Here is a 16,845-nt window from a genome sequence, read left to right on the forward strand (position 1 = left end):
CGCCTCAGCACCGCCGCACAGTTAGGGACCCGCATGCGGAAGATACTCGTCGTCGGAGCCGGTCAGTCCGGACTCCAGCTCGCCCTCGGCCTCCAGTCGCACGGGTACGAGGTCACCCTGATGTCCAACCGGACGGCGGACGAGATCCGGACCGGCCGGGTCATGTCGACGCAGTGCATGTTCGACACGGCACTCCAGCACGAGCGCGATCTCCAGCTGAACTTCTGGGAGTCCCAGGCCCCGAAGATCGAAGGGCTCGGCGTCTCGGTCGCCGGTCCGGAGTCCCAGCGCGTCATCGACTGGGTCGGCAAGCTGGACGGGTACGCCCAGTCCGTTGACCAGCGAGTGAAGATGGCCGGCTGGATGGAGACGTTCGCCCAGCGCGGCGGCCAGCTCGTCATCCACGGCGCCGCCGTCTCCGACCTCGACTACTTCGCCCGTACGTACGACCTCGTGCTCGTCTCGGCGGGCAAGGGCGAGCTGGTCTCCATGTTCGGCCGGGACGCCGCGCGCTCCCCGTACACCGAGCCGCAGCGCGCGCTGGCCGTCTCCTACGTCCACGGCCTCGGCCCGCGCCCCGAGCACCCCGAGTACGACGCGGTCCGCTGCAATCTCGTCCCCGGTGTCGGCGAGCTGTTCATCATGCCGACCCTCACCACCTCGGGCCGCGCGGACATCCTGTTCTGGGAGGGCATACCCGGCGGCCCGCTGGACGTCTTCCAGGGCGTCAAGGACCCGGCCGAACACCTCTCCCTGACCCTGGAACTCATGGAGCGGTTCACGCCCTGGGAGTACGCGCGGGCCACCAAGGTCGAACTGACCGACGCCAACGGCACGTTGTCCGGCCGGTACGCCCCCACCGTCCGCAACCCGATCGGCCGGCTGCCCGGCGGCGGTCTGGTCCTGGGTGTGGCGGACGTGGTCGTGGCGAACGACCCGATCACCGGCCAGGGCTCCAACTCGGCCGCCAAGTGCGCCGCTTCGTACCTCGCCTCGATCCTGGAGCAGGGCGAGAAGCCCTTCGACGAGACGTGGATGCGGTCGGCCTTCGACCGCTACTGGGACACCGCCCAGCACGTCACCAAGTGGACCAACGCGATGCTCGGCGTGCCGCCGGAGCACGTCCTGAACCTGATCGGCGCCGCCGGTGAACTCCAGCCGGTCGCCGACCGGTTCGCCAACGGCTTCAACGACCCGGCGGACTTCGAGAACTTCTTCTACGAGCCGGCCAGGACCGAGGCCTACCTCGGGTCCGTGGCGGGTTCGGTCAGGGCGTAGCCCTCGTCGGATCCGTCCGCGGCCGCCCGCGGGAGCCTCGGCGGCGCGTACCGCCGCAGGGGCTTCCCGGCCGGGTCGGGCCGGACCGCGCCCAGTACGGGATTGGCCGCGATCGGCGACACCTTGATGCGCGCGCCGGGCCGCGGCGCCTGCACCACCATCCCGTCGCCCAGATACAGGGCGACATGCGTGGCCTCGGGGAAGTAGATCACCAGGTCCCCGGGGCGCAGCTTGCTCAGCGGGATCCGCGGCAGCCGTGCCCACTGCTCCTGGCTGGTGCGGGGGATGGGCCGCCCGGCGTGCTCCCACGCCTGGGACGTCAGCCCCGAGCAGTCGTACGACTTCGGGCCCTCGGCACCCCATTCGTAGGGCTTGCCGAGCTGACGTACCGCATACCGCAGTGCCTTGCCGCCCTCAGGTGACGGGGTGCGCCGGCTGCTGAGCGCGCCGGAGGCCATGAACCGCTTCTGGGCCTTCGCCGTCCCCGCCTTCTCCAGCTCGGCCAGCCTGGTCAGCTGATCGGCGGTGAGCGAGGCGAGCAGCTCCTCGACCTCCTTGAGCCGCTCGCGCACCGCGTCGCGGTCCTTCTTCTGCCGTGCGGCGAGGGCGAGCCGCCCGTCCAGTGCCTTGCGTGCCGCACGCGCGAGCCGGTCGGTCGTCCGCTCGTTGCCCACCAGCCGGCCGACGGTCTCGGCCCGCTCCTGCGCCACCTGCCCGATCACATGCCCCTCGTCGAGCGCGTGCTGCGGATCGCGGGCGAGCAGCAGCCGCACGTACGGGGAGATCTCGCTGCTGTTCTGGTACTGCTGCCGGGCCAGCCGGCCGGCCGCGCCCCGGCTGTCGTGCAGGGAGAGCCGCGCCTTGGCCAGCTCCCCGTCGAGCCTGGCGACCTCGGTCCGCTGCTTCTTCAGCAGTTCCTCGGTCGCGTTGTACGTCTCGGTGGCCTGCTCGGCGCCCCGGTACAGCTTCTGAAGCTCCGTCAGCAGTTCGGCGACGGACCGGCCGCCGGGCGCGCCGAGGACCGCGGACGAGGCGGCATCGGGTTCCGGTACGGCCAGTGCGGGCGTGGGCGCGAGAAGCGTCCCGGCCGTCACCGCCGCCGTACAGACCAGACGCAGAAGCCTTGCTGACACGCCATCACCTCCGGAGCGGGGACGGAATCTCCGTCCCGCACCGTGAGGATCAGATGCCTGCGCGCGGTCCGCGCGCGGAAGGTGGGCCCTTCGGCCCAACCAGGTCACTCGTCGGCGTCGTCCGGCTTGCCGGTCGGCGTGGCGCCGTGCACGGTGCCCTCTTCGCGGTCCGGCTTGGACCACGGCCATTTCAGGCCGCCGCCCTGCTTGCCTGTCGGGTCGAACGTGTACTTCCACCCCTGGTGCAGTCCCAGCCGGCTCTGTTTCGCCTGGACCCGGCGGTAGACGAGGACGGTCGCCGGGCCGCCCGCGGCGTCCGGGACCGGGACCCGGTAGACCTTCGGCGGGTGCCCGGTCAGGCCGAGCAGGACGGGCAGTACACGGCCGTCCAGGGGGCCGCCCTCGAAGGGGGTGTCTTGGCTCTTCACGTCTCCAGTGTCACAGCAGGTGCGCCGCGTCGCCGACCACGGGCAGCACCCGCCGGACCAGCGAGCCCACGGGACCGTCCGCGGACTCCAGGGCCAGCGCGGCCCGCACCACGGCGGCGGCCTGCGGATCCCGGCCCGCGCTCGCCGTGAGCACCGCCACGAACTGCTCGACGAGCCAGTCGCGCAGCTCGTCCAGCGGGGGTTCCTTGTCCTCGTCCAGCCAGATGAGCGAGGCGGCCTCGACGGCCGTGATCCACATCCGCACGGTCATGCGCAGCCGCGGGCCGGGCTCGGCCACCTCCAGATGACTGAGGATGTGCTGGGCGGCCGCCCGCCGCACCCCGTCCACGATGGCCGTGGTCCGCGACGTCTCGACCACACTGCCGCCCTGCAGCAGGGCGCTGAACCCGGCGTCGTGCTGGTCGACGAAGGCGAGATACCGGTCCAGCGCCCGCGACAGCCGCCGGGTCAGCGGACCCTCCGGGGGCTCCGCGAAGCACTGCTCCAGCTCCTCGGCGGCGGACCGCAGCGCGGCCTCGTACAACTGCTGCTTGCCGCCCGGGAAATACCGGTAGACCAGGGGCCGCGACACCCCGGCCGCCTCCGCCACGTCGTCGAGCGAGACCTCCTCGGGCGCGCGGTGCGCGAAGAGGGACAGCGCCGCGTCGAGCAGCTGACTGCGCCGCTCCTCGACGCTGAGCCGCCGGTACGCCGGGGTGGAAGCCTGCGAGGTCATGTCGGGCAGCGTAGCCCGGCCCGGCTGCGGGGTGGCGAGGGTGTGGCCTGGACTGTTCGCTCACGTCAGCCCGGACCGTTCGCTCACGTCCGCTCGGACCCTCGGCTCGGGCCGGTCGCGCGCCTCCGCTCAGGCCAGCAGCCCCGACGACCTCCACAGCCGTCGTCCGACGCCTCGCAGGACTCCGATGTCGTCCAGGAAGTCGGTCAGCCGCTTCGCACCGGTCTGCATCACCTCGCGGCGATGGCCGCTGGCCTGCACCTGGGCGATGGCCTCGCGCTTGTCGAGGCCGACGTTCGGATAGACGTCGGGGTTCACGAACGCGAGCGAGAAGACCCGGGCGAACTCGCCCGAGGTGACCCGGGTGAACTCCTGGGACCAGCGCGGCGCCGTCACCATCTGGCGCCGCAACTCCTCACGGGCGTACCGGACATGGCGGGCCTCCTCCACGACGTGGATGCGGGTGACCCCGCGGACCAGGGTCTGGACCCGTTCGTCCGGGAACGTCAGCCGCTGCATCCAGTCGAGCACCTCCTCGCCGAGCAGCGTGGCGGTGAACGAACCGGGCGTGGTGGAGACGGTCTTGAAGAGGCGGCCCAGGTTCTGGTGGGCCCGGCTGACCGGGTAGTACGGAGTTCCGCCCCGGCTGATCAGCCGGGCGAACATCTTCGAGTGCCGGCACTCGTCCTCGATCTCGGTGAGCGCGTACCGCACATGCGCGCTCGTCGCCGCCTTGTCGTAGATGTGCCGTACCAGCAGCTGCATCAGGATGATCTCGAACCAGATGCCGAGCGAGGCGAGTGCCGCGGCCTCGTGCTGCGAGAGGGCGATCCGCTGTTCCTCGCTCATCCGCTTCCACAGCGCGGTGCCGTACAGGGACACCAGCTCCGGCGGCCAGAACCACTTGCCCGGCTCGAACGGAGCGTCCCAGTCCAGCTCCTTGTCCGGGTCGAAGGAGTGCTTGGCGGAAGAGTCGAGCAGGCGCTGGGCCACCTGTTCCCGGTCCTTGAGCAGGCCGAGCGCATCGCGCAGACCATCGATCAGTCCGTCTTCCGTGACGGTCGTCATGACTGTTCCCACCTCGTCGTACCGGATGGACAGGGGCCGGACACCTGCGAGTTACCGGCGGTCATGTCTTATGAGACTGCTTGTCAGCAAGCTCGTCAATCCCTCGTGCGCGACTTGTTGACCCCGCGTCTACCTCGTGTGAGCCTGCGAGGTATGCCGACACATGAGCTCTACGCCATGGACCCGGGAGACCCCCTCTGGCAGGTGCCCGCCTCGGGGGCGGCGCGCTTCAGCTGGGAGTACGACGACGGCCGCGCCCGGCTGCTGGCCCTGTACCAGAAGGGCAAGGACAAGCAGTGGGACGGCAACAAGCGGATCGACTGGGAGCTCGAAGTCGATCCCTACGACCCGCTCGGCACACCCGACGAGGCGCTGAACCTGTACGGGACGCCGCACTGGGCGAAGATGACCGACCGGGACAAGGGCGAGCTGCGCCGGCACTACGCCTCATGGCAGTTCAGCCAGTTCCTGCACGGCGAGCAGGGCGCGATGGTCTGCGCGGCCCGGATCGTCGAGTCGGTCCCCGACCTGGACGCCAAGTTCTACTCCGCCACCCAGACCATGGACGAGGCGCGGCACGCGGAGATCTACACCCGCTATCTGCACGAGAAGATCGGGATGGTCTACCCGGTCAACGGCGACCTGCAGTCGCTGCTCGGCGACACCCTGCGCGACTCCCGCTGGGACATGCCGTACCTCGGGATGCAGGTGCTCATCGAGGGCCTGGCGCTCGCCGCCTTCGGCATGATCCGCGACACCACGGACAAGCCGCTGCCCAAGCAGATCCTGGCCTACGTCATGCAGGACGAGGCCCGCCATGTCGCCTTCGGCCGCATGGCCCTGCGCGACTACTACCAGCAGCTCTCCGACGCCGAACTCCGCGAGCGCGAGGAATTCGTCATCGAGGGCTGCTATGTGATGCGGGACCGCCTCCGCGGTATCGAGGTCCTGGAGAATTTCGGCATCCCCAAGGCGGAGGCGGAAGAATACAGTGAGCGGTCCGAATTCCTGCATCTGTTCCGTCAGTTGCTCTTCAGCCGCATTGTCCCCTGCGTCAAGGACATCGGACTGTGGGGAAAGCGCCTCCAGCAGGCATACGTGGACATGGGCGTCTTCGAGATGGGGAATTCGAATCTCGATCTCCTCATGGCGCAGGACGAGGAGATCGCCGAGCAGCTCGACGCCGAGCGCTTCGCGGCGGAGGAGAAGGAGCGGGTCGCGGAGGTGACGGCGGCGATCGAGTCGGGCGCCGGGTCGTAGCCGTACGGCCGTGGAGTGTGCCCGGACGCACCGTCGCCGGCAGGCTCCGGACACACCGCCGGCCGGCGCGTGGGTTGTTCCGCACCACGGGCCGGCCGGACTTGGACCAAGGTGGTCAGTCGTCGTTGACCGTGGTGCTCTTGTCGACGTCCACGCTCTTGCCGCAGCGGTTGTAGTTCGCCTGCTGGTCGCTGGACGTGCTGGCCGTGCCGCCCTCGCCGCCGGTGGCCGTGCCGTCCGCGGACGGCGTGCTGCTTCCCGAGCCGCCGGTGCCCTCCAGGCCCAGACCGCCGAGGCCGAGGCTGCCGAGCGCCTCCCCGAGCAGCCCGCTGCCGCCGGGAGAGGCGACCAGGCTGAGGTTGACGGGGTTGTTGCAGAAGGTCGACACGGGACCGTTCGTCGTGTCCTGCGGGGCGGCCACGGCCTCCCCGCCCATTCCGAACGATCCCATGACGAGGACACAAGCGGCCGCGATACGGTACGTGAACTTCATTGATTCCGCCTAGCGCTGAGTGAGGTCGGTTGAGGGCGCCGCAAGGGCGTACGTCGAATTCTCGGCGGCCCGCGTCGTCACATCCCGACCGCAGCGCGGTCAATGTGCCGGTTCACCCGTCCAGTCGCAAATGAATCGGCTGTTCGGCCCTGCAATTCCCGGAAACTCCGAGCCTGTTGCCCCCCTTCGTCGCTGCCGGGCGGCACCCGCTACACGGCCACCGGCTCGGCCACCCCCGCCGGGAACGACGTCCGCAGGGTGAACGCGTACTCCGTGGGCCCGTGCGCGCGCAGATGGACCAGGCGCTGCTCCGCCTCCGCGACCGTCGGGCGGTGTCCCGCGGGCACCCACCACAGGGCGGTGACCGCCTCCCGCAGCCGCTCGAACCACTCGCGGCGGCGGGCCAGCAGTTCGCGGTGCTGCCCCTCGTACATGAAGGCCGTCAGGGCCTCCGGATCACGCCAGGTGGACATGTTGATGATCAGCCAGTCGTCCCCGAAGACCGGGACGTCCGTCGCGTTGCCCGAGTCGCTCTGCAGCCGCCAGACGAAGCCGTCCGACAGGTCCGCGGCCTCGTTCACGGGGTCGAGGGCCGTCACGAAGTCCTTCAACTGCGGTGAGTCCAGAGGGGCCTTGAGGCGGGCGATGTTGACCTGGGCCAGCTCGTACGCTGCCGGCGACGCGGCGGATTCCGTCATGCACGGAACGTTAGGTCGGTCCGGGCCCGTTCCTCCACCCCCGTCTCACACACCGGGCAACGGCCCGCACGCGGCCGGGGCTCACGAGTCGAGCACCGCCTCCATCACCGCCTTGGCGATCGGTGCCGCGTCCCCGCCGCCGCTGATGTCCCCCCGGCGCGCCGCCGCGTCCTCCACCACCACCGCGACCGCCACCGCCGGCTGCATCTCGTCGTCCGCCTGCGCCCAGGAGATGAACCAGGCGTACGGCGTACCGGAGTTGCCGATGCCGTGCTGGGCGGTGCCGGTCTTGCCGCCGACCGTCGCCCCGGGGATCGCGGCATTCGCGCCGGTCCCCTCCTTCACGACGTTCGTCATCATTTCCCGCAGCTGCACGGCGGTCGAGGGCCGCATCGCCTGATGCAGCGTCTTCGTCCCCTTCGTGGCCACCGTGGTGCCGGCCCTCGTGGTCGTCCGCTCCACCAGATAGGGCGACTTGACCGAGCCACCGCCCGCCACCGCCGCCGAGATCATCGCCATCTGCAGCGGCGTCGCCCGGGTGTCGAACTGGCCGATGGACGACAGCGCCAGCTGTGCCTTGTCCAGCCGGGTGTCGAAATTGCTCGGCGCAACGGCGAACGGAATCCGCAGCCCCCGGTCGTTGAAGCCGAAGCGCGCCGCCGAGTCCGTCATGTCGTGCAGTCCCACGTCCACGCCGAGCTTCGCGAACACCGTGTTGCAGGACCACTCGAAGGCGAAGCGCAGAGAGGCGTTCTCGCAGCCGTCGACCTCGTTCGTCAGCCGGGTGTCCGTACCGGGCAGCGGGTACGGGTCCGGTGACTTCGTCGATGCGTCGAGATCCGCGACCACCCCCGAGTCCAGCGCCGCGGCGGCCGTCACCACCTTGAACGTCGAACCGGGCGGATAGGTCTGCCGGATGGCCCGGTTCAGCATCGGCTTCGCTTCGTCCCCGTTCAGCCGCGACCACGCCTCCGTGACCGCCGAGCCCGTCCCGGACAGCGTCTGCGGGTCGTACGACGGAGCGGTGACCAGCGCCAGGATCCGGCCGGTGGCCGGCTCGAGTGCCGCCACCGCGCCCCGCCGCGAGCCCAGCCCCTCGTAGGCCGCCTGCTGCGCGGCCGCGTTGATGGTGGTGACGACCCGGCCGCCCGGGTTCTGCGCCCGGGTGACGTCGTTCCACAGGGGGAGCGGGGCCAGCATCGGGTCGGTGCCCGCGAGGACGCCGTCCTCGGTGTTCTCCAGCAGGCTCGTCCCGTACACCTGCGAGGCGAAGCCGGTGACCGGCGCGTACAACGGCCCGTTGCGGTAGGTCCGTTCGTAGCGCAGCTGCTCGCCGGTGTCCTTGGAGCCGGTGACCGGCTTGCCGCCGACGACGATGTTCCCGCGCGGCTGGCCGTAACGGGCGATCGTCCCGCGGCGGTTGGCGGGGTTGTCGTCGTACGAGCCGGCCTGGAAGACCTGGACGCGGGCCGCGTTCACGAGGAGGGCGACGAGCAGCACGGCACACAGTGCGGTCGCCCTGCGGATGTACCGGGTCATGGCCCCGCCGTCCCGTCGTACTGGCTGCGGGCCGAATCACTGATCCGGATGAGCAGCGCCACGATGATCCAGTTGGTGACGACCGAGGAGCCGCCCTGGGCGAGGAACGGCATCGCCATGCCCGTCAGCGGGATCAGGCCGGTCACCCCGCCCGCGATCACGAAGACCTGCAGCGCCACGATCGAGGCGAGGCCGATCGCCAGCAGCCGCCCGAAGGGGTCGCGCAGCGCGAGGCCCGCCCGGAAGCCGCGCTCCACGAGGAGGGCGTACAGGAGGAAGACCGCGCAGAGGCCGACCAGGCCCAGCTCCTCGCCCGCGGTCGCCAGGATGAAGTCCGACTTGGTGGCGAAGCCGATGAGGATCGAGTGGCCGAGCCCGAGGCCGGTGCCGAGCATGCCGCCGGCGGCGAACGCGAAGAGCGACTGGGCGAGTTGGTTCGGTCCCTGGCCCGCGTCGATCGAGGCGAAGGGGTGCAGCCAGTCCTCGACCCTGCTGTGCACGTGCGGCTCCAGGCGGCCGACGGCCACCGCGCCGACGACGGCGAGCAGCAGGCCGACCGCGATCCAGCCGGTACGGCCCGTGGCGACGTACAGCAGGATCACGAACAGGCCGAAGAACAGGAGCGAGGTGCCGAGGTCGCGCTCCAGCACCAGGACGCCCACGCTCAGCAGCCAGATCGCCACGATCGGGCCGAGTACGCGTCCGGTGGGCAGCTGCAGCCGCTTGAACCGCCAGATCTGCCGGCCCGAGTAGGTGAGGGCGTGCCGGTTGGCCGCCAGATAGCCGGCGAAGAAGACCGCGAGCAGCACCTTCGCGAACTCGCCCGGCTGAAAGGAGAATCCGTCGATCCGGATCCAGATCCGGGCGCCGTTCACGGACGGGAAGAAGATCGGCACGGTGAGCAGCGCGAGCGCGGCGACGACCGAGACGTACGTGTAGCGCTGGAGCAGCCGGTGGTCGCGCAGCAGGACGACGACCACGATGAAGAACGCGATCCCGAGCGTGGACCAGACGAGCTGGGTGGGGGCCGCCTGGTCGTCCGGGGTCTCCAGGTCGAGCCGGTAGATCAGCACCAGGCCCAGGCCGTTGAGGAGGACGCCGATGGGCAGCAGCAGCGGATCGGCGTACGGCGCCCGGAAGTGCACGGCGGCATGGGCGAGCAGCGCGAGCACGCCGAGCCCGGCGCCGTAACCGGCGGCGCCGGGCGGGACGGTGCCGCTCTTCGCGAGACCGACAGCGCAGTAGCCGTACACGGAGAGCAGGACGGCGACCACGATGAGGCTGAACTCGATGCCACGGCGCCGGGGGAGGCGGACAGCGGGCGGGCTCGGGTCCGCCGCCACGGTCGTTCCGGCCTTGGTCATGTCCGGAACGTAGCAAGCAGGACACCTGATGTCCCGTTATTTCGCGACAATCGGGCCATTGCGGTGGACCTGATGGTGTGCTCGTGGCGACGGCTCGCGCACTGGTTCAGCACCGGCCCGGCATCGGGCTCACCACCGGGCTCGGCGCCCGCTCAGCACCAGCGCGGAGCCGGGCCGATGTTGTCGATGTAGAACGCCGCGCCCCAGGCCCAGGTGCCGTCCGTCAGGAGGTACCAGAGGTTGTTGCCCTCGACCCGCTGGCCGCTCGTCTTGCAGAAGATGTGGACGATCGAGCCGTACGGCTCGACGCGGATGACCGCGCTGCCGCGGGTCGGCGCGTCGCGCAGGGTCAGACCGCCGCGGGCGACGACGCGGCCTTTGTACAGGCGGGGGTTGTGGTTGTTCTGGTGGTCCCAGTCGCGGCCGTCGTTGTTCCCGTCCTGGTTGTCGTTGTTCCAGTCCTGACTGTTGCTGTAGCTCTCGGCGGAGCCGTCCGACTCCCAGTCGTCGTCCGCGAGGGCCGGGGTGGTGGCGGCGAGGGTGGCGAGGGCGCCGCCGGCGGCGGCTATGCCGAGGCGGGTGAGCGTGGACCGCAGGGTCATGAGGGGCTCCTCCAGGGAAGGGGCGAAGCTGACTAATCGCCACATTAGGAGCGGGCCCGGTGGCACGCCCGCCACACTGCGCCATCGGGAGGCGCGGCTACTCCGTTCCGGCTCGACCAGGTTTGAACGGGCGCGAGAGCGGTTGGCCAGGGCCCGGTGGGGTTGCCTAGGTGCCGGTGCCGGTCTCCGGGGGCGCGGCCCCGTCCCGCGGACGTGTGCTCCCGGGCCCGGAGGGCGTGCCGTCCGTCTGGGGGACCGCGGCGCTCCCGGTCACGGCGCTTCCGGTCTGAGGGAGCGTCAGCGTCGCCACCGCTCCGCCGTCCGGGGCATTGTCGAACGTGAGCCGCGCCCCCAGCACCTCGGCCTGGCCGAGCGCGATGGTGAGCCCCAGCCCGTGCCCGCGCGCCCCGCCCTCCGTACGGAACCGCTGCGGCCCGTGCGCCACGAGGTAGTCCGGGAAGCCGTCGCCGTGGTCCCGCACGGTGACGACCGGCCCGTCGACGGTCAGCGTCACCGGGTCCCGGCCGTGCTTGTGGGCGTTGGCCACCAGATTCCCGAGCACCCGTTCGAGCCGTCGCCGGTCGGTCTCCACGCACACGTCCCGGACGACGCGGACCTCGGTGCCCGAGCCCCGCGCCACCCGTTCGGACAGGGACGCGAGCAGCACCTCGGCCACGTCGAGCCGCTCGCCGCCGGTGTCGAGACGGGAGATCTCCAGCAGGTCCTCGGTGAGTGTCCGCAAGGCGGCGACCCGGTCGCGGACCAGCTCGGTCGGGCGGCCCGCCGGCAACAGCTCGGCCGCCGCGTGCAGCCCCGTCAGCGGGGTACGCAGCTCGTGCGCCACGTCCGCGGTGAAACGCTGCTCGCTCAGCAGCTTGCCCTGCAGCGTCGACGCCATCGTGTCGAGGGCCGCGGCGACCGCCGCCACCTCGTCCTGCGGCCGCGTCGGATCCTTCGTACGGGGATCGTTCACCCGGGCGTCCAGATCGCCCGCGCTGATCCGCCGGGCCACCCGCGCCGTCGCGTGCAGCCGCCGGGTCACCCGCGTCACCGCGAACGCCCCGACGAGCAGCGTCGCGCCGATGGCCGGCACCGACGACCACAGGATCGCCCCGTCCAGCGCGTCGATGGTGTGGGCGCCCTGCGCGTAGTCGACCTGGACGGCCAGCGCGCGGCCGTCGTCGGCAGGCCCGGCCGCCCACATCGTGGGGTGCGGGTCGTGATCGCCGACCATCGTGCCGCGCTGCCCGTGCGCCGCGAGGCTCTTCAGGCGCACGGGCAGCCCGGTGAGATCGACACCGGCGCCGGGCGGCAGCCGGTCCCCGGCCTCGTACGACTCCGTCACCTCGGTGAGCCGGGTGAGCGCGCGGTCGCGGGCCTCGCCGACGGTCTGGTCGGTGACCGAGACATGGACCAGCAGGCCGAGAAGGGCGGCGAGGGCGCAGCACATCACCGTGATGAAGGCGGCCGCCTTCCAGGTGAGGGCGGCGGTCCACTGCGGGAGGTTCGCTCTCATGAGGCACTCGTGGACGGGGAGCCGGTGCGTCCCGCGGTCGTGGTGGGCCCCGGGGACGTGCCGGGCGGCGGGGTCGTGGTCGGTGCCGGGGACGTCGACGGAGGGGCCGTGCCCACGCGCAGGATCTCGTCACGGGTCGCCAGCATCGCGTGCTGGTGCGCGTCCCACGTCCACACCGTCCGGTACTCGTACCCCGGCAGCGTCGACGGCGAGCGGATGATCACGTCACGGCCCGCGAGCTCGACGCTGATCGTGCTGTCCGAGGTCCCCATGATCTGGACCAGCCGGTGGTGCAGGAACGTGTACACGCGCACGGCCAGCTGGTGGTCGGGGAAGCGGATGCCGAGCACCATGTCGTCCTTCCCGTCGCCGGTCAGGTCGCGGTAGTACGCCTGGAGGAGCGGGCACCTGCCGCCGCGCGCGCCCTTGTCGCCGCAGTCCTTGAGCTGGTCGGCCGTCTCGGCGTACAGGGCGTGCGGGCCGCTGTAGTCGTCCGGATGCGCGGCCACCTCGGCGCGCACCACGTCCAGCGGGTCCACGCGGTGGATGTCGTCGCCGGGTGCCGTGATCCCCTTGACCGTCTCGGTGTCCGCCTCCCCGTAGTCGAGGGCGGGCGTCGAGGCGGGCGACACCTCGGGCCACAGCGTGGCCGGCCCGACCGCCGTCGGCGTGGAGCCGGCGCCCCGCAGGTCACCGGCGTCCCCGCAGCCGGCCACGGTCGCCAGCAGGACGGCGGCGACCGCGGCGGCGAGGGCGGTACGGGGGCCTGCCCCGGGTGCGGGGTGACTTCCCGGGGACTCGGGGCGGCGGGGGCGGCTCGGGGTCACTGCGCTCCTGCGTACGGGCCGGTCTCGCCCTCGGAGTGCTCGGTGCACGAGGCCGGCGTGGAGATTGCTGCCGTCGGCGCGGTGACCGTCCCGGCCGGGCCCGCCCCCGGACGGTCGGGCGCGGGCACGGCTGGGGGCGGTCGGTCGCCCCGTACACCATATTCGTAGGGAAGTCCTTTTTGTTCGCGTGGGCCGGGCGGTGGCGCGGCCCACGCCGTGACGCGTGCCTGCCCTACTCGGCGAGCTCCTCCAGGAGACGGGCCGTGGGGAGGCCGGTGCGCAGATAGTCCACGAACAGCTCGTTGTGCAGGGCCCACGGCGAGCGGCGAGCGCGGATGAGCCGGATCACGTCGTCGGGGGCGCGACCGGCGCGAATGAGGGCGTGCGCCACGACGAGCCCCGAGCGGTTGTAGCCGTGAAAACAGCGCACCAGCACCCGGCGGCCCTCGTCGAGCGCGTCGCACGCGGCCTGCCCGAGACGCATCACACCGGTCAGCTGCGTACCGTCCAGAGGGCCGTCCGGGACCGGCCAGACATGGTGCTCGACCCCGGGGTCCGGACCGTGCCCCGGAAGCCGCAGCAACGTCAGGACCAGGTCGAACTCATCGTGCACGACGGCGAATTCCGTCTGTCCGGAGTCTCCCCTGAACTCATGACCGCCCATCCAGAGGCCGGGCACGATCTCGTTCCAGGGGTCGTCCGGAACCGGCACGTCGGGTAGCTTCCTGCGGGCCCGCAACAACGCCTCCCCCCGGGACGCGTCCAGCTCAGCGCCCCTGCCAAGTCCTCCCAAAGGTAACCGGGTTCTTGCCCCTGGAGCACCCTGCCTGTTCCCATGGTCATGGGGTGATGGGGCATGACCGGACTGCGCGTCATACCGACCTGGCGGCACGGCCAGGAGCGGCTGTACGTCTGTCTCACCGACGGGAGGAACGTCGCCTGGTACGACAGGGAGACGGCCAGGGTCAATCTGCTCAGCGAGGACCGGCGCGAGGACGTGCTCGATGCGCTCGGCCCCTTTCTGACCGGGCGCGTGACGGTGGGACCGCCGCCCGTGCCCACACCGGCGGAGCTGGCCCGGCTCACGCTCCATCCGGACGACGACCTGGCGCCGAACCGGCCGGGCGAGGCGCTGTTGATCGCCCTCGACCGCGATCCGGTCGCACCGCACCGGCTGCGTCCCGATCCGCGCCGGCGCGCACTGGTCGCCGAGCAGACGGTGGGGGCGGCCCTCGACGCCCTGGAGGGGGCGGGCTGGCACACGCTGCACTCGCTGCCCCTGCCCGGCGGCGACCGCATCCACCACCTCGTCATCGGCCCAGGCGGCCTCTTCTGCGTCCATACGCTGTACGCCCGTAAGCAGCGGGTTCTCGTCAGCGACCCGATGGTCACGCTGGGGCGACGCGAGCCGTATCCGCTGCTGCGGCGCGTCCGCGCGGACGCCGACCGTGCCTCGTACGCCCTCACGGCCGAGGTCCACCCGGTCCTCGCCCTGTCCGGCCCCGCCGACCTGTCCGTCCCGGCCCCCGTCCGAGCGGTCCGCGTCCTCCAGGACACCGACATCGCCACCCTGTCCCGCCAGGGCGGAGTCCTCAAACCGGCCGACGTCGAGGCCCTCCACGCCATGGCCCGCGACCGGGGGACGTGGTCACGGGTGTGACGGGCTCGGCGACCCACCAGCACCGGGCGCCACGGGAGTCGGGGGAGCGTGCCCACGCGAGCCGGGGGAGCGTGCCCACGCGAGCCGGGTGCCGGGGCTCACGAGCCGGGTGCCGGGGCTCATGGGCCGGGTGCCGGGTGCCGGGTGCCGGGTGCCGGGGCTCAGGGGAGTGACCCCGCCTGCCCGGCATCAAACAACGGCGCCAAAAGATCCCCGTACCGCTCGAGCCGCCCCTCGATGTCCCCGGCAAGAAACACCAGTCCTCCCGGGTCCGTACAGTCGCGCACCTCGTCCCAGGTGACCGGCGCCGAAACCGTCGGCTCCGCCCGAGCCCGCAACGTATAAGGAGTGGCCGTCGTCTTCCGCGCCGCGTTCTGGCTGAAGTCGACGAACACCTTCCCCGGCCGCAGACTCCTGGTCATCCGATGGGTCACCAGCCCGGCCAACGCCCCCTCCGCCTCCACGGCCAGCCGCTTCGCGTACGCCGTGACGTCCTCGGACGGCGTGGGCACCAGCCCCGCCAGCAGGTGCAGCCCCTTCGACCCCGACGTCTTCGCGTACGCCTCGATCCCGTCGGCCGCGAGCCGCTCCCGCAGCCACAGCGCCACCTCGCAGCACTCGACGATCGTCGCCGGCGCTCCTGGATCGAGGTCGAAGACCATCCGGTCGGCGGCACCGGGCTCCCCGATCCGCCACTGGTGGGTGTGGAACTCGGTGACGAGGTTCGCCGCCCACATCAGACTGGCCAGATCCTGGATCAGCACCATGCGCGCGGGCCCCTCCGAACGGGGGACCTCGGTCGTGGTGACCCAGCTGGGCGTACCGGGCGGCACGTTCTTGGCGAAGAAGACCTGACCGTCCGGCCCGTCCGGATAGCGGAGGAAGGACGGCGGCCGGTCGCGCAGGTGCGCCAGCAGGGGGCCCGCGTTCGTCGCGTAGTAGTGCAGCAGCTCGCCCTTGGTGAAGCCGGTCGCCGGATACAGGACCTTCTCCAGATTGCTGAGCGCGAGCCGCCGCCCCTCCACCTCGGTGATCGGCGTCATACGATGACAATCCCACGAAACTGGGTGATACCGATCGGAAAGGTGCGGCACGTGCGATCGATATGGAACGGCGCCATCTCCTTCGGCCTGGTCAGCATCCCGATCAAGCTGGTGAACGCCACCGAGAGCCACTCGATCTCCTTCCGCCAGATCCATCTGGAGGACGGCGGCCGCATCCGCTACCGCAAGGTCTGCGAGCTGGAGGACCGCGAGGTCACGACGTCCGAGATCGGCAAGGGATACCAGGACGCGGACGGCACGATCATCCCGATCACGGACGACGACCTGTCCCAGCTGCCCATTCCGACCGCCAGGACCATCGAGATCGTGGGTTTCGTCCCGGCCGAGCGGATCGATCCCCTCCAGATGGACACGGCGTACTACCTCTCCGCGAACGGCGTCCCCGCCGCCAAGCCGTACACCCTGCTGCGCGAGGCCCTCAAGCGCAGCAACAAGGTCGCCATCGCCAAGTTCGCCCTGCGCGGGCGCGAGCGGCTCGGCATGCTGCGCGTCGTCGACGACGTGATCGCCATGCACGGGCTGCTGTGGCCGGACGAGATCCGGGTGCCCGAGGGCGTCGCCCCCGACACGAACGTCACCGTGCGCGACCAGGAGCTGGACCTCGCCGACGCCCTGATGGACACCCTCGGCGAGGTCGACCTCGAAGAGCTGCACGACGACTACCGCGAGGCCGTCGAGGAACTCATCGCGGCCAAGGCCTCCGGCGAGGAGGCGCCCGGCCCGCCCGCCCGGGAGAAGACCGGCGGCAAGGTCCTCGACCTGATGGCCGCCCTGGAGAAGAGCGTGCGCGCGGCGAAGGAGTCCCGCGGCGAGGAGGCCGAGGGGGCGGCCGGCTCCGCGGACGACGACACGTCCGCCGAGGTCACGCCCCTGCGGTCCCGCAAGCAGGCCGCCGGCAAGTCGTCCCGTTCGGCCCCCAAGGAGGTCGGCGGGAAGAAGTCCACCTCCGCGGCGAAGAAGACGGCGGCCAAGAAGACGGCGTCCGCGAAGAAGACCACGGAGAAGAAGACGGCCGCTGCCAAGAAGACGACCGCGAAGAAGTCCACGGCCAAGACCACCGCCAAGACGGCCAAGACGGCAGCCAAGACGTCGGCCAAGACCACGGCGAAGAAGGCCGCACCGCGCAAGCGGGCGTCCGCCTGAGCGGTGCCCGCCGCGGTGCGGCTGTGCGCCGTGGTG

Annotated in this window: 17 protein-coding genes; 4 read left to right on the forward strand and 13 right to left on the reverse strand. The window is 71.3% G+C overall.

What is annotated here, in order from left to right; genetic code table 11:
• Positions 1-33: 33 nt before the first annotated feature.
• A complete protein-coding gene (locus tag ACFVYF_RS21250) occupies positions 34-1,278 on the forward strand; it encodes a styrene monooxygenase/indole monooxygenase family protein (RefSeq protein ID WP_389457446.1) in 1,245 nt (414 codons plus the stop codon).
• Here ACFVYF_RS21250 and ACFVYF_RS21255 read toward each other — a convergent pair.
• The 4 genes from ACFVYF_RS21255 to ACFVYF_RS21270 all read right to left on the reverse strand — a co-directional run bounded on the left by ACFVYF_RS21255 (position 1,242) and on the right by ACFVYF_RS21270 (position 4,643).
• Complete coding sequence (locus ACFVYF_RS21255) at positions 1,242-2,411, reverse strand: NlpC/P60 family protein (protein WP_389457448.1); 1,170 nt, start codon at positions 2,409-2,411, stop codon at positions 1,242-1,244. The two genes, ACFVYF_RS21250 and ACFVYF_RS21255, sit on opposite strands and share 37 nt — an antisense overlap.
• 104 nt (positions 2,412-2,515) lie before the next feature.
• Positions 2,516-2,839 carry a hypothetical protein gene (locus ACFVYF_RS21260; protein WP_389457450.1) on the reverse strand — a complete coding sequence of 108 codons (324 nt, stop codon included), beginning with the start codon at positions 2,837-2,839 and terminating at the stop codon, positions 2,516-2,518.
• A gap of 10 nt (positions 2,840-2,849) precedes the next feature.
• A complete protein-coding gene (locus ACFVYF_RS21265) occupies positions 2,850-3,575 on the reverse strand; it encodes a TetR/AcrR family transcriptional regulator (protein WP_389457451.1) in 726 nt (241 codons plus the stop codon).
• Positions 3,576-3,704: 129 nt separating this feature from the next.
• Positions 3,705-4,643, reverse strand: a complete 939-nt coding sequence (locus tag ACFVYF_RS21270; protein ID WP_389457453.1) for a diiron oxygenase — start codon at positions 4,641-4,643, stop codon at positions 3,705-3,707.
• Positions 4,644-4,796: 153 nt separating this feature from the next.
• Here ACFVYF_RS21270 and ACFVYF_RS21275 point away from each other — a divergent pair, with 153 nt between their 5' ends.
• Positions 4,797-5,903 (forward strand): ferritin-like domain-containing protein, encoded by a 1,107-nt coding sequence (locus ACFVYF_RS21275; RefSeq protein ID WP_389457455.1) that lies wholly within the window; start codon positions 4,797-4,799, stop codon positions 5,901-5,903.
• Positions 5,904-6,018: 115 nt separating this feature from the next.
• Here ACFVYF_RS21275 and ACFVYF_RS21280 read toward each other — a convergent pair whose 3' ends face one another.
• The 8 genes from ACFVYF_RS21280 to ACFVYF_RS21315 form a co-directional block, all read right to left on the reverse strand.
• Positions 6,019-6,396 carry a hypothetical protein gene (locus ACFVYF_RS21280; protein WP_389457457.1) on the reverse strand — a complete coding sequence of 126 codons (378 nt, stop codon included), beginning with the start codon at positions 6,394-6,396 and terminating at the stop codon, positions 6,019-6,021.
• A gap of 209 nt (positions 6,397-6,605) precedes the next feature.
• Positions 6,606-7,094 (reverse strand): DUF3291 domain-containing protein, encoded by a 489-nt coding sequence (locus ACFVYF_RS21285; protein WP_389457459.1) that lies wholly within the window; start codon positions 7,092-7,094, stop codon positions 6,606-6,608.
• 81 nt (positions 7,095-7,175) lie between these two features.
• A complete protein-coding gene (locus tag ACFVYF_RS21290; RefSeq protein WP_389457461.1) occupies positions 7,176-8,633 on the reverse strand; it encodes a penicillin-binding transpeptidase domain-containing protein in 1,458 nt (485 codons plus the stop codon).
• Entirely contained in the window at positions 8,630-9,997 is a 1,368-nt protein-coding gene (locus ACFVYF_RS21295; RefSeq protein WP_389457463.1) for an FtsW/RodA/SpoVE family cell cycle protein, read from the reverse strand. The genes ACFVYF_RS21290 and ACFVYF_RS21295 overlap by 4 nt, the downstream gene beginning before the upstream one ends.
• 152 nt (positions 9,998-10,149) lie before the next feature.
• Entirely contained in the window at positions 10,150-10,599 is a 450-nt protein-coding gene (locus ACFVYF_RS21300; protein ID WP_389457465.1) for an SH3 domain-containing protein, read from the reverse strand.
• Between the two features lie 166 nt (positions 10,600-10,765).
• Entirely contained in the window at positions 10,766-12,115 is a 1,350-nt protein-coding gene (locus ACFVYF_RS21305; RefSeq protein WP_389457467.1) for an ATP-binding protein, read from the reverse strand.
• Complete coding sequence (locus ACFVYF_RS21310) at positions 12,112-12,942, reverse strand: hypothetical protein (protein WP_389457468.1); 831 nt, start codon at positions 12,940-12,942, stop codon at positions 12,112-12,114. The genes ACFVYF_RS21305 and ACFVYF_RS21310 overlap by 4 nt, the downstream gene beginning before the upstream one ends.
• A 232-nt stretch (positions 12,943-13,174) precedes the next feature.
• Positions 13,175-13,681, reverse strand: a complete 507-nt coding sequence (locus ACFVYF_RS21315; protein WP_389457470.1) for a protein phosphatase — start codon at positions 13,679-13,681, stop codon at positions 13,175-13,177.
• A gap of 117 nt (positions 13,682-13,798) precedes the next feature.
• On the opposite strand from ACFVYF_RS21315, the gene ACFVYF_RS21320 reads away from it, so the two are divergent.
• A complete protein-coding gene (locus ACFVYF_RS21320; protein ID WP_389457472.1) occupies positions 13,799-14,602 on the forward strand; it encodes a nuclease-related domain-containing protein in 804 nt (267 codons plus the stop codon).
• 161 nt (positions 14,603-14,763) lie between these two features.
• Here the strand turns inward: ACFVYF_RS21320 and ligD are convergent, their stop codons facing one another.
• Positions 14,764-15,645 carry a non-homologous end-joining DNA ligase gene (gene ligD / locus ACFVYF_RS21325; RefSeq protein ID WP_389457474.1) on the reverse strand — a complete coding sequence of 294 codons (882 nt, stop codon included), beginning with the start codon at positions 15,643-15,645 and terminating at the stop codon, positions 14,764-14,766.
• Between the two features lie 42 nt (positions 15,646-15,687).
• Here ligD and ACFVYF_RS21330 point away from each other — a divergent pair, with 42 nt between their 5' ends.
• Complete coding sequence (locus ACFVYF_RS21330) at positions 15,688-16,809, forward strand: Ku protein (protein WP_389457476.1); 1,122 nt, start codon at positions 15,688-15,690, stop codon at positions 16,807-16,809.
• Positions 16,810-16,845 lie beyond the last annotated feature (36 nt).

The sequence above is a fragment of the Streptomyces sp. NPDC058274 genome (assembly GCF_042881375.1).
In the GTDB taxonomy this organism is placed as follows: domain Bacteria; phylum Actinomycetota; class Actinomycetes; order Streptomycetales; family Streptomycetaceae; genus Streptomyces.